Genomic DNA, 13,227 nt, shown 5'->3' on the forward strand with positions numbered 1-13,227 from the left:
TGTGCTTCCCCTCGCTCGTGTCGACCGGCACCACCTCATACGCGCCCACCGCACCAGAAGTGGAGCCTGAACCGTCCTGGAGCAAGTGCTATATTAAGCACCGATAGTCCCCAGTCCTTCTTTGTCCGGCTGGAGTAGCCAATGACGACAGCATCCAACTCACCTGGCGAAAACGACTCCGAAGCAAAGCGCGCGCTGCAAATTATCGAGAGCATGCCCGGCCACGCATGGTCGGCCGACGCCACCGGAAGGTTCACGTATGTCAGTCCAAACACCCTGGCTTTCCTCGGTAACGCGCGCGAAGATCTTAATATTCCCGACGGCGAGGATGAGTTCGGCTGGCGTCGGGTCGTCCATCCCGACGATTATGATCGAGTCGCCGCCAGATGGCGCCATTGCCTCGAAACGGGCGATCACTATGACACAGAGCATCGTCTGCGCCGCGCCGATGGTGTGTATCGCTGGTTTCGAAACGCAGGACGACCCTCACGCGATAGTCAGGGGCGTATCACCCAATGGTACGGCACGACAATGGACATTGACGACCAGAAGCGGGCCGAGGCGGCGCTTCGCGACCGGGAGCGGGAGTTCTCGCAGCTTGTAGACATGGTTCCGAGTCACCTTTGGCGGCTGACGCCGGACGGCGAGCCGACCTTCTTCAACAAGCGCATGGTTGATTTCCTCGGCCTGGACGTAGCGGATACGGACAGGCCGGGGATGAGCCGGCTGGACGCGATTATAGAGACCATCCACCCGGACGACGCAGCGAAGTTTAGGGACGCCCTCAACCGCTGCCTCGTCACCGGCGAGAGTTTCGCCATGCGGTATCGCCTGCGCCGCGCTGACGGCGTCCATCGCTGGATGTCGAGCCGCGCCGAGCCATTGCGGGACGAGGACGGGCGCATCGTTCAGTGGTACGGCCTCTGCCAAGATATTGACGATCAAGTGCACGCAGAAGAGGATTTGCAGAAAAGCGAGCGCCGCTACCGCGACCTGTTCCATTATATGCCGATCGGGCTCACCCAGGTGGATGCGAGCAAGCTCGTTCCCCTGTTCAAGGAGTTGCGGGCACGAGGTGTAACGGATCTCCAAACCTATATCGACGAGCACCCCGAATTCCTGCCGCGTGCGCTGGAAGCGCTGGAAGTCGAAGAGGTCAACCGGCACACCATCAAAATGTTCGGCGCAAGGAATGCAGAGGAGATGCGCGGCCCGATTACCCGCTACTGGCAGCCGGGCATTTCCACCATCCGCCGCTCCATCGAGGCCCGTTATCGCGGTGAGGAGGTTTTCCAGGAAGAGACCAAGGTGGCGCGAATCGACGGCGGCGTCATCGATGTCCTTTTCACGACCGCTCGCCCCGGCGCAGTCGCCGACAAGAGCCTGGTCGGCTTCATCGATATCACGGAGCGCAAGAAAGCCGAGGAGGCCTTGCGCGACCGGGAGCGCGAGTTCTCGCAGCTCGTGGAGATGCTTCCGAGCCTCATCTGGAGATTGAGTCCGGAGGGAGAGCCCACTTTCCTCAGCAAGCGACTGAGGAATTTTCTCGGCACAGCGATAGCAGATGCGGAGAAGCCTGGCATGGGCCGGCTGGCGGCCATTATAGAGGGCGCCGTCCATCCCGATGATGCGGACAGCCTCAAGGAAGCGCTCAACCATTCCTTCGTCACCGGCGATCGCTTCTCCAAGAAGTATCGCCTGCGGCGTTCAGATGGCGTTTATCGCTGGATGGAAGGCAGCGCGGAGCCACTGCGGGATGAGAGCGGGCGCATCGTTCAGTGGTACGGCCTCTCTCGCGACATAGATGATCAGGTGCATGCCGAAGAGGCGCTGTCGCGATTGCGGCAGATGCAATCGGATTTCGCTCACATGAACCGGGTAAGCACGATGGGAGAATTGGCTGCCTCGCTGTCTCACGAAATCACGCAACCGATCGCCAGTGCGCGCAACAATGCCCGCGCAGCCCAGAATTTTCTTGACATACAGCCGCCGGACTTAGGCGAGGTCAGGGAAGCGCTCGCCTGCGTTGTCGGCGATTCCGATCGAGCAGGGGCCATCATCGACCGCATTCGCAAGCAAATGAAGAAGGCTCCGCCGAGAAAAGAGTGCTTTGATCTCAACGCTGCCATCGATGAAATGATCGCATTAGCGCGAAGCGTAACCATCGAAAAAGCGGTTTCGGTCCAGACCCGGTTTGCCAACGGGTTGGGTGTCGTCGAGGGGGATCGGGTTCAACTACAGCAAGTCATCCTCAACCTGATCCTTAACGCGGTCGAAGCGATCAAGGCGGTCGAGATGGGGCCACGAGAGCTGTTGATCAGCACCCAACAAGACGGCACTGAAGTCGTCGTGGCAGTCCGCGACACCGGGCCAGGGATCGATCCGAAGCAGTTGGAGCGCGTTTTCGAGGCGTTCTATACCACCAAGCCCAGCGGAACTGGGATGGGCTTGTCGATATGCCGGTCCATCATCGATGCCCACGGGGGTCGGCTGTGGGCGGAGCCAAACGAGCCTCGCGGCGCTATATTTCAGTTCACCTTGCCTGGCGCAGAAGCGAGATCATGAATCTCCTGCTCTCGTTCCACCTGCCGTAAGCACTGAGCTAACACACCTCTTGAGATCGTCCTCATCCACTGGCTTGCGCAGATAGCAGACGACACCATTATTCAGTGCGCGGGCCCGATCAGCATCATTGGGGTAGGCTGTCACGAGGATTGTCGGAATCCTTCGCTCCGTATCGACAAGGTGTCGGTACAGTTCGAGCCCAGTCATGGCAGGCATGTGGATGTCGGCGATGAGGCAAGCCGTTTCCGTGAGGCGAGGGGATGCGAGGAAATCGGCTGCTGACGGAAAAGCCTCGACGGTGTAGCCCAACGACCTCATGAGCCTTCGCAGGGACTCGCGAAAGAACCGATCATCGTCAACGACTGAAACCAATAACTTCTTCATCATGCCGCCTTTAGCAGTTCGCTCGAACCACCGTGTAAGCAGCCCAATAGTGCCCGCCGCCCTGGGTGCGACTCTGTGATCCCGACCAAGAATGCCACTTGTGCGACGCCAGTGCTCTGTAAACTTTGGCTTATCCCGGGGTGAAGTTGCGCGGCCGCGGCACCAGAGGAGGCCGGAGAGGCGCCTCCTCGTGCGTAGACTTTGGTCTATGTCTCCGAATGCTCCAGAATTGGATGAGGCTGTTCAGGTCGAGTGATTGGGATTAGAAATGAGTGGGTGGAACAAATTTGAAAACTGAGACAAAGGTTCATTTCCGTGGTCCTTTGACCCAGGGGGCGCGATGCTTGACCCAAACTCCACCGTCTTGGTCATCGACGACGATCCGGAGGTTCGAGCCTCGGTCGGGCGCTTATTGCGATCGGTCGGTGTCACCGCCCAGCTGTTTGGGTCCATTGCCGATTTTCTCAGGTCCGATCCACCGGATGGGCCGACCTGCCTAGTGCTCGACGTCAGATTGCCGGGGCAAAGCGGTCTTGATTTGCAGCGCGAGCTCGCCGAGGCAAACAGGGAAATACCTATCATCTTCGTCACGGGGCACGGCGACATCCCGATGTCCGTGCAGGCGATGAAGAGAGGTGCCATCGAATTCCTGACCAAGCCGTATCGCGATCAGGATCTCCTCGACGCCATTCAACTCGGCCTTTCCCGTGATCGCGCACGCCGGGAAAACGAGAAGGACCTGGTCGACCTTAGGGCGCGCTTCGGCTCGCTCAGTCCGAGGGAGCGCGAGATCATGATTGAGGTCGCTCGCGGCCGCCTGAGCAAACAGATTGCCTATGATATCGGCATCGCCGAAGCCACCGTGAAGGTGCATCGGAGCAGGGCTATGCAGAAGATGAAGGCCGGTTCGCTTCCCGAGCTGGGCCGAATGGCGGAGAAGCTCAAGCTGGTGCCCGACAAGCCGCAACGCTCGTGAGCTGTACAGCGTTCGGCGAGGCACTATTCCTGTCAATCAGATACACTAGGTCATTGTTCGCCGCCATCCGTCACAACGGTGCATGGCAAAGGTCTTGCGGGCGACGATGCTCGACACCGGGCATGATTTGCCTCTTGGCTGCATCGTAGGACCTGAGCTTGTCGGTGATCATGACACGCCGCGTCATGCCCTGGCCTTTCAGCAGCTTTCGCATCAGTTTCAGGTTGCCAGGACCCCTCGTCCTCCAACCAACCGGCGGAAGTCTCAGCTCGCACCAGGTCCCGAAAGGTCTCCTAGAGCGCGTCTTGGCAACGCAGGCGCCACCTCAAACGACTCCCTCGTGGAATTGCTACAGTGCAAGTCCGACAAACTCCATCAGCAATCTGAATAGCATGGCAACAACCGCAAGCGCTGCGACGCTCGCCGCCCAGATAAGGACCAGCCAGCCAAGTCGGCGCAGCCATTCCTCGCGGGTCGTCGCGGCCGGCATTAGTGATAGCCTTCGCCGGATTTCACCTTGCCGCGGAATACGTAATAGGACCAGGCGGTATAGGCGAGGATGACGGGGATGATGAAGAGCGCGCCGACCAGCGTGAAGCCCATGCTCTGCGACGGTGCAGCGGCATCCCAGATCGAGATCGACGGCGGGATGATGTTCGGCCAGAGGCTGATCGCGAGCCCGCTGTAACCGAGAAAGAGCAGGAAGAGGGCGAGGACAAACGGGGCGGCCTGAGCGTCTTGACCAAGGCTGAGGATTATTGCCCATGTAGCGAGCACAACGAGGATCGGCACCGGCGCGAAGAAGACTATGTTCGGTAGCGAGAACCAGCGGCTCGCGACATCTGGATGGGAAAAAGGGGTCCACAGGCTGACGATGATGATGATGGCGAGCAGGGCGAGCGTCACCGGCCGTGCCAGTTTCTTCATGCACAGCTGAAGCGCTCCTTCCGTCTTCATAATCAGCCATGTCGAGCCGAGCAGCGCATAGGAGACGAGAAGGCTGAGGCCGGTGAACAGGCTGAACGGCGTCAGCCAGTCAAAGGAGCCGCCCGCGTAGGCGCCGTCGACGACGTTGAACCCGTTGAGGAAGGCGCCGAGCACTACACCTTGCGAGAAGGTGGCGATATAGGAGCCCCAAGCGAAGGCTTTGTCCCAGAAAGGCCTGTGAGCTTCCTCTGCCTTGAAACGGAACTCGAAGGCGACGCCGCGCCAGATCAAGCCAGCCAGCATCAGCAACAACGGCAGGTAAAGCGCGCTAAGGATAACTGAATAGGCAAGGGGGAAGGCCGCCAACAACGCCGCTCCCCCGAATACAAGCCAGGTCTCGTTTCCGTCCCAGACCGGAGCGACGGTATTGACCATGGTGTCGCGATCCTCGCGGTTTCCGATGAAGGGAAAGAGGATGCCGATGCCGAGATCGAAACCATCCATGATGACATACATCATGAGGCCAAAACCGATGATGATCGCCCATATGAGAGGAAGATCGATGCCCATGGTTTCAGGCCTCCTTCTGCCGGGAAAGATTGACCGATGGAGTGATGTTGCCGGAGACCGCCGAGAGCGGACGCGCCGGCCTCCGAGATTGCCCCTTATCGTGCGGCGGAAGATCATCGAAGGGTTGCGGCCCCTTGGCGACCAGCTTCAGCATGTAGCTGACTCCTGTGCCGAAGACCGCGAAATACATCACAATGAAGACGATCAGTGTCGTGGAGAGCGCCAGCGCCGAATGGTTGGAGACCGCGTCCTTTGTGCGCATGACGCCATAAACGACCCACGGCTGGCGGCCGATTTCGGTCGTCAGCCAGCCCGCGAGGATCGCGATCAGCCCGGCTGGGCCCATTGCTGTTGCAAAGCGCAGGAAGAGCTTCGAGTCGTACAGGTCGCCACGCCAGCGAAGATAAAGGCTCCAGAGGCCGAGTAGCAGCATCAGCATCCCGACCCCGACCATCAATCGAAAGGTCCAGAAGACGACGGTGGAGTTCGGCCGATCCTCTGGCGCGAATTCCTTGAGACCGGGAACATGGCCATTGATGTCGTGGGTGAGGATCAGGCTGCCGAGATAGGGGATCTCGATCGCATAGCGGGTCTTCTCCGCCGTCATGTCAGGGATGCCGAAGAGGATGAGCGGCACACTTTCGCCCGACGCCTTCTCCCAGTGCCCCTCGATGGCTGCGATCTTGGCCGGCTGGTGCCGAAGCGTATTGAGTCCGTGCTGGTCGCCGACGAAAATTTGGATCGGCGCCACGACAAGGACCATCCACATCGCCATCGAGAGCATGGTGCGCACCGGCGGCGTCGCCCGCCCGCGCAGCACATGCCAGGCACCGGACGCCCCAACGAAGAGCGCCGTCGCAAGATAGGCGGCGATCGTCATATGCGCCAGACGGTAGGGGAAGGAAGGATTGAAGATCACCTTCAGCCAGTCGACCGGTACGACGCGGCCGTCGATGACCTCGAAGCCCTGTGGCGTCTGCATCCAACTGTTGGAGGCCAGGATCCAGGTCGAAGAAATTAAGGTACCGAGCGCCACCATGATCGTCGCGAAGAAGTGCAAGCCAGGTCCGACCTTGTTCCAGCCAAACAGCATGACGCCAAGGAAGCCGGCCTCCAGGAAGAAGGCCGTCAACACCTCATAAGTCAAAAGCGGCCCGGTGATGCTGCCGGCGAAGGCCGAGAAATAGCTCCAGTTGGTACCGAACTGATAGGCCATGACGAGGCCGGAGACGACGCCCATCGCGAAGTTGACGGCGAAGATCTCCGACCAGAAATGATAGAGGTCACGGTACACCGGCTCCTGCCTCCATAGCCACAGGCCTTCGAGTACCGCCAGATAGCTCGCGAGCCCGATGGAGATCGCCGGAAAGATGATGTGAAAGGAAATCGTGAAACCAAACTGGATGCGCGCGAGTTCCAGGGCCGTCAGTCCGGGCATGTCGTCTCCCCCTTCAGCTCTGTGCCCCCGACCGGTCCCAAGCCTCGCTGTCGGGTCGACCAATCGAATGTCACCGCCGAATTTGTTCGCACGTCGATGGAGAGCCGGGAGATACAATTACCCACGGCATCGAGATCGTATTTGCCGAGTGCGATGACCCGTCGCTTGACCTCCCCAATCTTATTGGTTTCCTGTGCACAGTCGGGTTGGACGAGGTCTGCAAAGTGCATTGGCAAGGCTCGAATCCTCCGTGTTGGGTTGAGGTTAGGTCGTCAACAACAGCGGGCGATTGCGCCGCGTTCCAGGTTTTCCAAGCCGGTGAAATGGCTGCGCTCGCGCTGCACGGGCCTTCTTCGGTGAGGTGCAGGGGAAGCTTGTCCCCGCCCGAGGCTTTAGAAATGAGGCTAGCCTACGCTGTTCCCACTCTGCGGAGTGGTTCGCCGAAGTGGCCAATGGAAAAACGCCCCGGCGAGCTCTCAACGGTCGCCGGGGCGCAGCAGCCGATTCAGAATGTGTCGCGGGCGCCCATTGCACCATGCACCGAGATCGATGGCTCAGGGGCGTTAAGAACCGAAGTGGTGAGGAGAACAGCGATGCCGAGGACGCCGTAGTACCATCCGTCGATGCCGGTGAAACCGAACGCGAAGACCGCGGCAAGGAATACTATTCCAACTGCCCGATCGATCCAGAGGTGGATCGAATAGGGAATTATCCTAATGAGGCCGGTCTGATGATCGGTCAAGATGGGCAATATTAGCGCCGCGACGCCCGTGATTACCGAAAGCCACATGGCGACCGGGCCACTATGACCAAGCTTCAAAACGAAAGGCGCAGCGAGCAGGACAATCGCTACGGGATAGTCGATGAGATAGGCGTGGATAGATTTGGTGACGAAGCGGAACGGCATTGCGGGTTCTCCAGACTCGGTTGACAGGTCGTGATCGAATTCGCACCGCTAAAATACTGGCAGTTGTCGAGCGCAGATGAAGCTGGCGCCAGACGTATTGAGTGCGGTACCCGTTGAATCTAGTCCTCCGCCGAATGGTTTAGAAATGCCCGCTTGTTATCATATTCATTCCATCAACCCGTGACACCCCGGACCGGAAAATGCATGGGTCAATCCGGTCGGGAGCCCAGGCCCGCCTTTCGCCCGACAGGCTGATAAGCTCGTCGCTCGCGAAATGTGCGGCGATGGCTTTCGGTCGATGACCGAGGTCAAGCAGCATCCGATGCGGTTCTAGAGTGTCATTGAAACCAATGGCCCCATGGACTGCGATTTCAGGCGCGGCATGTCACGCCAACCTCCGTAAGCTGATGGCGTATTCAATCAAAAATGTCCGTGTATATCCATCTGGCGAAACGACTTCGACCCGGAACAACTCGCCGATTAAGATTGGCCAGCATCGCATCACACGCGAACGACAGATCGAACACGATAAGTGTCTTGAAGCTGTTCGTTAGAGCATGCCCAGGCAAATCTGCGAACGCGGTACCAGATTGGTCCGGTCGCTATAGGCCCCCTCCCGAGTGTCAGATCATCGGTCTCTCGCGCTGCTGCAATCACCTATTCAACGCGGTGCCCGGCGGCGATGAAAAAGTCGATCGCGGCCGCGGCGTCTTGGCTCCGCACCAGGAGATAGTTCCCGTTGAAAGTTGAGACAGCGAGCACGCCAACGCCGTGTTCCGGCACCGATTCCACGACTGAGAGCACGATGCTCATCTCGCCGAACACGAACGGGCCTTCAACCTTGAAGCAGGCCCAATTACCTTCGCTCTTCACGGATGTGGGCACGCGGTCCCTCAAGCAGATCACCGACAACTCGTCGTCGCCACGGCTTATGCTGACAAAGCCCTCACCGTCGCCCCATGAGGGGATCGACGCCAGCACAGGGAGCTTGGCGATCGTGTATTCACCAGACAGTTGCTTCAGTTCGACTGTTGCCACACCAAAATCCTTTCCTCACATCGATGATAATCTGTTCCCCCGCCACAAAACACAGCCGCGGCACAGCGCGGCGCGTCCGGAAATCCAAAAGGCGTGTCTCAAACGCAGTAGCGCGCTGCCCGACACGGCTTTTAACGGCCCTGGTCGGAGCGTCGCGTGATAGGACGGCACAACTGAGAAGCTCGCGAACGGCGGCGTATGCACGGCATCGACAAGGCGCGCTGGACGCGCCTTGTCGATGCCACAGCGAAGGAAGGCGCCAGTGATAAATTGCCGTCGACCCCTGAAGATGGAGCAGAGGCGCTTCCGCAGATCTGAAGAAGCCGTATAAACGGGACCCGTGAAGTGGAAAGCGGGAGACATCCATCGCTAGGAAAACGGGTCGATGGATCGCTCCCGTTGCTATGCGAGAAAGGGGGCGGCTCCACTCTGCAATTCAGCGAGTAGCAATGTCAGTCGCGCGATTTCATCCTCGTGTTCCGCCACCCGTTCCGCGACGAGAGTCTCGTCTCGCGCAGCCGTTGCTTGTTCCCTCAATTCTCGCAAGCCGTCTCGCGCAATGGAGATTCGCTCCTCGATTTCACTTATCGCATCGGTCACGTCGCTCATCGTCGGTCCTTCAGTTGAATATATTAGCGGCAGACAGGCCGCGGTTCTCCCGTTTATTTTGAGAATGGCCACAAGTTATCAATTTCATCCCCTGGCAACGGGATCCGAAAGGGTCCTTCCCGAGATATTGCTCATCGTTATTGATGTGATGATGTCATCGCGCGCGAACTCCAAATATGTCGGCGCTACTTCGGTGACTGTGGTCCGGCGCGCGAGGAGTATGGTGACCGCCGGCCCACAATACCCACCTTGCAAAGCGCCGGGGTGGTTGGCGGCCGGTTTAGCTGGCCGACGCGGCGGCGGATCGCAGCGCCGGCACCCAGGTGGTATCCGCAAATGTCACTGCAGCTGCGAAACCAAGGTATCCATCCGCTTTTTCGCCAACGGTGGCATTTTCGCCTGCAGCGCAGCAGCCTGGTTCGCCGGCGTGTTGCCGACCTCGATTAGGCCGACCATTCCCATTCCGAAATGAGGCACACAGCGATAGCCGTAGAGGCCGGGCGCCTGGAAAGTCATATCCACGGCGTGGGAAATGGCGCCTTTCATCGCCGCCGCCCCATCCGGCAGCATGCCGGGTATCGTATCGACATTGTGTCCCTTATCAACCGGCTTGAAATGCACCGTATCCCCCGGCTGAATATGCAGGAAGGCCGGCTCGAACGTCATCGCCTGTCCGTCAGTGCCCTTGTTCAACATTCTGACCTCGTACTCGGCGGCCCGGGCTCCTACGGGAGTAAGGATCGAGAGCGCCAAAAGCACGGTGACACTGAGGTTTTTCATATCTGGTTCCTTTATTACTTGGGGTGGATAAACATGATTTGCTGAGGGCGGTTTTGACGCGTTACGGGGTCAATCAGGAGACCGTCGCGAAGGCGACGAAGCCCGCGTCGATCGCCGATCTGCCGAGCGCTCCGAAGGAGCCGAAGTCGACTATCGGCGATCGTACCGGATCGTCGGTGTCTGCATTGCAAGGAGTTCCTCGCTGAACGTGGGATGCACGGCCATCGTCGACATGAAGCCCGCCCTTGTCGCGCCGCTCGCCAATGCGATCGACAGGGCTTGGATCATCTCGCTTGCGTCTTCGGCGAAGAGATGTGTGCCGAGAATTCGATCACTCTCACCGTCGACCACGAGCTTGAGCAGCGCGGTTTCGCAGTTTCCGGTGACACCCGCCGCCAGCGGGCGGACGCGCGCTTTGTAGACGTCGACGACTGCGTATCCGGCGCGCGCCTCTAGTTCCGTTAGTCCGACCGTTCCAATCTCCGGGCTCGAGAACACGGACGTCGGCACGTTGGCGTAGTCGACCCGCCACGGCTTGTCCCCAAAGACGCTGTCCGCGAAGGCGTGGCCTTCGCGGATTGCCACCGGTGTCAGTTTGAACTGGTTGGAAACATCACCGACGGCGAAGATGTTGGGGACGCTGGTGCGCGAGCTGGCGTCGACGATGATTGCACCTTTCTCATCGGTCTTTACTCCAGCGCGCTCCAGCCCAAGTCCGATGGTGTTGGGCGTCCGCCCGAAGGCCAGTAGCACCTGATCGGCAGTAAGGCGCGCGCCCTGCTCAGTGACGACATCGATCGCGGCTGGCCTCTGTCCGCCTCCGCCGACCTTCCCGGACGCCAGGCGCTTGATGCTGTCGCCGAGCAACACCTTGATCCCGCGATTCGTGTAGGAAGCGGTAATGGCTTGACGCATGTCTTCGTCGAAGCCGCGCAGGACATTGCTTCCGCGGCACACGACTGTGACGTCACTGCCAAGTGCGTCGAACAGTCCCGCGAACTCCATTGCAATGTAGCCGGCACCACCGATGACAAGGCGTCGCGGGAACTCCTTGAGGTCGAAGGCTGCATCAGAGGTGATGCCCAACTCGATGCCTTCGAATGGCGGAAGCTCGGGCTTCGCGCCAGTCGCAATCAAGATGATGTCGGCGCGGAGGCTGCGCCCGTCAGCGAGGCGTACCGTGTGTGCGTCCTCCAGCATCGCACGCGAATGGACTACCTCCACGCCCGCCTCGGATTGCCCCTGCGCGTACAAGCCCTCGAGGCGAGCGATTTCCCTGTCCTTGGCTGCCACCAGCGAAGGCCAATCGAAACGGGGAAGCGATATCTTCCAGCCGAAGTTTGCCGCCTCGTCGAGGGCATCGGCAAAACGGCTCGCATAGACAAAAAGCTTCTTCGGCACGCAGCCCCTGATGACGCATGTCCCGCCCAGGCGGGACTCCTCTGCCAGCATCACGCGCGCACCGTGGCCTGCGGCGACGCGCGCCGCGCGAATTCCGCCGGATCCTCCGCCGATCACGAAAAGGTCAACGTCGAATTCGGGCGACTCTCCTTCTTTCGACACGGAATTCTCTGCAGGCGGTGAGGGGACGGCGACGAGTCCCAGTTCGGAATCTAAGTTGTTCACGTTGGTTCCAATCGGTTCGTATCAAGTGCCGGCCAACCATTCCAGCAGCGCCCCGTCCATGGATGAAGAGACAGGTCACGTTCTTGGAGCTTCAGGGGTCGCGCCGGCGTTGGCGGTAGGGGTTTCGGGCTTGCGCCATCACATTCCGGATTTTCCGTATCGAGCCCGACAGGCTCCGGAATCACCGGGCTGAGGCAGGCCCGATCGAATACTGGAATAGAAGGCGCCTCGCGGCGGGCTGCGCCTAGACGCTCGGCTTGGGCTCGGCGGAGTGGCGCGCAACCGCGGCGATCTTCTCGGGCAGGATACCAAAAAACGCGATGTCCGACCCGAGCGCCGCGACAAACAGGCTCTCGGCGCCGCTGAGGTTACGCCGCAACTGCGTGCTGATCTCGCCAGCGCTCAATTGCGATTCGACGAACCAAGTGTCGGTCCGACACTCGACGACGTCCTCGCCGAGCCGCTCGAGCTCTCGTTGGATGTCACTGTAGTTGCACATGTATCCCCGATTGATATCGGTCTGGAACAAGACAAGGAAGGTTGTCTTCTCATTATGCGGTGGACGCATTTGACGCCTCCTTTGGTAAGGCCGTTTGTTCTGGCACCCTGTCTAATTTGCAGCCATCTGCGAGCGGGTTATTATTGCGCAGCCGGCGGCACGTTTAAGCGAAGACTTCCTTGTGCCACGTGTCTCGTCGCCGCAAGCTTTGCTGGGACCGGCCGTTCGTTCCGCGGCCATGCGACGCCGTTGAACGGAGTTGACGCTCATGAGTATCCCAACGGATTTTCCATATTGAGCCATCCGAGGTAGTCTCGCTTGCCCACGTTCGCGCCGAGGTGTCGGAGGATGTCGTGCGCCGTCGCGAGGTGAAAGTAGAAGTCAGGGATCACCAGGTAAAAAATGTAGTCGGCGCCGCCGAACCAGCCGCGCACAATAGGAGGCGTGAGCTGGTATGTCCGAGATTCCGCTCCGCTGAGCTGCTCGGGCGTTATCGATTGCAGGAACGCGCGAACGCTTGTCACGCGGGTTTTAAGGGCGGCATAAGTCTGCTCAACGGCAGGGGGAGCAGTTGGATCCCGGCCGATGAGGAACGACAGGTGTCGTTCCGCTTTGTTGGCGGCGACGCTAAACTGCTCTCCGAAGGTCAGCATGTCGGGCGCAAGCCGGGCGCGCAACACGTCGCCGGACTGGAGGCCCTTTTCTTTCTCGAACGCCTTGCCGTGGTCGAGATAAGTATCCAGCACGGCAAATCCGTGCGTCATACCGGGGATGATGGTGTCGTAGACGCTGAAACTCACTGCCTCATTCCTTCTGAAGTTGTCGCCATCGCCGTCGGCCCCCGCAAAACGTAGATGTCGCAACGATCCAACCGGCGATCCTCTTTCGCTTGCGTGGTGTCGAAACGG

13 protein-coding genes and 1 pseudogene are annotated in these 13,227 nt (G+C 59.6%); 2 read left to right on the forward strand and 12 right to left on the reverse strand.

The window, feature by feature from the left end; all coding sequences use genetic code 11:
- The first annotated feature begins 141 nt into the window (after positions 1-141).
- A complete protein-coding gene (locus CCGE525_RS25520) occupies positions 142-2,565 on the forward strand; it encodes a PAS domain-containing protein (RefSeq protein ID WP_120707122.1) in 2,424 nt (807 codons plus the stop codon).
- On the opposite strand, the gene CCGE525_RS25525 is transcribed toward CCGE525_RS25520, so the two are convergent.
- Positions 2,560-2,952 carry a response regulator transcription factor gene (locus CCGE525_RS25525; protein WP_120707123.1) on the reverse strand — a complete coding sequence of 131 codons (393 nt, stop codon included), beginning with the start codon at positions 2,950-2,952 and terminating at the stop codon, positions 2,560-2,562. The two genes, CCGE525_RS25520 and CCGE525_RS25525, sit on opposite strands and share 6 nt — an antisense overlap.
- A 337-nt stretch (positions 2,953-3,289) precedes the next feature.
- On the opposite strand from CCGE525_RS25525, the gene CCGE525_RS25530 reads away from it, so the two are divergent.
- Positions 3,290-3,925: a response regulator transcription factor gene (locus CCGE525_RS25530; RefSeq protein WP_120707124.1), complete on the forward strand. Its 636-nt coding sequence runs from the start codon at positions 3,290-3,292 to the stop codon at positions 3,923-3,925.
- An 88-nt stretch (positions 3,926-4,013) separates the two neighbouring features.
- Here the strand turns inward: CCGE525_RS25530 and CCGE525_RS25535 are convergent.
- The 11 genes and pseudogenes from CCGE525_RS25535 to CCGE525_RS25590 form a co-directional block, all read right to left on the reverse strand.
- A pseudogene (locus tag CCGE525_RS25535) lies at positions 4,014-4,148 on the reverse strand (IS6 family transposase); the annotation flags it as partial.
- Between the two features lie 126 nt (positions 4,149-4,274).
- A complete protein-coding gene (locus CCGE525_RS25540; RefSeq protein WP_120707125.1) occupies positions 4,275-4,415 on the reverse strand; it encodes a DUF2474 family protein in 141 nt (46 codons plus the stop codon).
- A complete protein-coding gene (gene cydB, locus CCGE525_RS25545) occupies positions 4,415-5,422 on the reverse strand; it encodes a cytochrome d ubiquinol oxidase subunit II (protein ID WP_120707126.1) in 1,008 nt (335 codons plus the stop codon). Before cydB ends, CCGE525_RS25540 begins: the two co-directional genes overlap by 1 nt.
- Before the next feature lie 4 nt (positions 5,423-5,426).
- Positions 5,427-6,860 carry a cytochrome ubiquinol oxidase subunit I gene (locus CCGE525_RS25550; protein ID WP_120707127.1) on the reverse strand — a complete coding sequence of 478 codons (1,434 nt, stop codon included), beginning with the start codon at positions 6,858-6,860 and terminating at the stop codon, positions 5,427-5,429.
- A 505-nt stretch (positions 6,861-7,365) separates the two neighbouring features.
- Complete coding sequence (locus tag CCGE525_RS25560) at positions 7,366-7,767, reverse strand: SPW repeat domain-containing protein (RefSeq protein ID WP_120707129.1); 402 nt, start codon at positions 7,765-7,767, stop codon at positions 7,366-7,368.
- Positions 7,768-8,424: 657 nt separating this feature from the next.
- Positions 8,425-8,805: an ACT domain-containing protein gene (locus CCGE525_RS25565; RefSeq protein WP_120707130.1), complete on the reverse strand. Its 381-nt coding sequence runs from the start codon at positions 8,803-8,805 to the stop codon at positions 8,425-8,427.
- Between the two features lie 402 nt (positions 8,806-9,207).
- On the reverse strand, positions 9,208-9,414 hold the full coding sequence (locus CCGE525_RS25570) for a hypothetical protein (RefSeq protein ID WP_120707131.1): 207 nt from the start codon (positions 9,412-9,414) through the stop codon (positions 9,208-9,210).
- 339 nt (positions 9,415-9,753) lie between these two features.
- The gene (locus CCGE525_RS25575; RefSeq protein WP_120707132.1) at positions 9,754-10,194 is read right to left on the reverse strand and encodes a pseudoazurin; all 441 of its coding nucleotides are present in this window, start codon (positions 10,192-10,194) and stop codon (positions 9,754-9,756) included.
- A gap of 150 nt (positions 10,195-10,344) precedes the next feature.
- The gene (gene gorA / locus CCGE525_RS25580) at positions 10,345-11,757 is read right to left on the reverse strand and encodes a glutathione-disulfide reductase (protein WP_120707133.1); all 1,413 of its coding nucleotides are present in this window, start codon (positions 11,755-11,757) and stop codon (positions 10,345-10,347) included.
- A 307-nt stretch (positions 11,758-12,064) separates the two neighbouring features.
- Complete coding sequence (locus CCGE525_RS25585) at positions 12,065-12,349, reverse strand: hypothetical protein (RefSeq protein ID WP_162950304.1); 285 nt, start codon at positions 12,347-12,349, stop codon at positions 12,065-12,067.
- A 236-nt stretch (positions 12,350-12,585) separates the two neighbouring features.
- Positions 12,586-13,119: a DUF1993 domain-containing protein gene (locus tag CCGE525_RS25590; protein ID WP_120707135.1), complete on the reverse strand. Its 534-nt coding sequence runs from the start codon at positions 13,117-13,119 to the stop codon at positions 12,586-12,588.
- Between the last annotated feature and the right edge of the window lie 108 nt (positions 13,120-13,227).

It is taken from the genome of Rhizobium jaguaris, from assembly GCF_003627755.1.
In the GTDB taxonomy this organism is placed as follows: domain Bacteria; phylum Pseudomonadota; class Alphaproteobacteria; order Rhizobiales; family Rhizobiaceae; genus Rhizobium; species Rhizobium jaguaris.

What these genes read in the sequence shown, in the direction of transcription:
- CCGE525_RS25520 (WP_120707122.1), top strand. Translation starts at nt 142, where the DNA reads ATGACGACAGCATCCAACTCACCTGGCGAAAACGACTCCGAAGCAAAG.
- CCGE525_RS25525 (WP_120707123.1), bottom strand. Translation starts at nt 2,952, where the DNA reads ATGATGAAGAAGTTATTGGTTTCAGTCGTTGACGATGATCGGTTCTTT.
- CCGE525_RS25530 (WP_120707124.1), top strand. Translation starts at nt 3,290, where the DNA reads ATGCTTGACCCAAACTCCACCGTCTTGGTCATCGACGACGATCCGGAG.
- CCGE525_RS25540 (WP_120707125.1), bottom strand. Translation starts at nt 4,415, where the DNA reads ATGCCGGCCGCGACGACCCGCGAGGAATGGCTGCGCCGACTTGGCTGG.
- cydB (WP_120707126.1), bottom strand. Translation starts at nt 5,422, where the DNA reads ATGGGCATCGATCTTCCTCTCATATGGGCGATCATCATCGGTTTTGGC.
- CCGE525_RS25550 (WP_120707127.1), bottom strand. Translation starts at nt 6,860, where the DNA reads ATGCCCGGACTGACGGCCCTGGAACTCGCGCGCATCCAGTTTGGTTTC.
- CCGE525_RS25560 (WP_120707129.1), bottom strand. Translation starts at nt 7,767, where the DNA reads ATGCCGTTCCGCTTCGTCACCAAATCTATCCACGCCTATCTCATCGAC.
- CCGE525_RS25570 (WP_120707131.1), bottom strand. Translation starts at nt 9,414, where the DNA reads ATGAGCGACGTGACCGATGCGATAAGTGAAATCGAGGAGCGAATCTCC.
- CCGE525_RS25575 (WP_120707132.1), bottom strand. Translation starts at nt 10,194, where the DNA reads ATGAAAAACCTCAGTGTCACCGTGCTTTTGGCGCTCTCGATCCTTACT.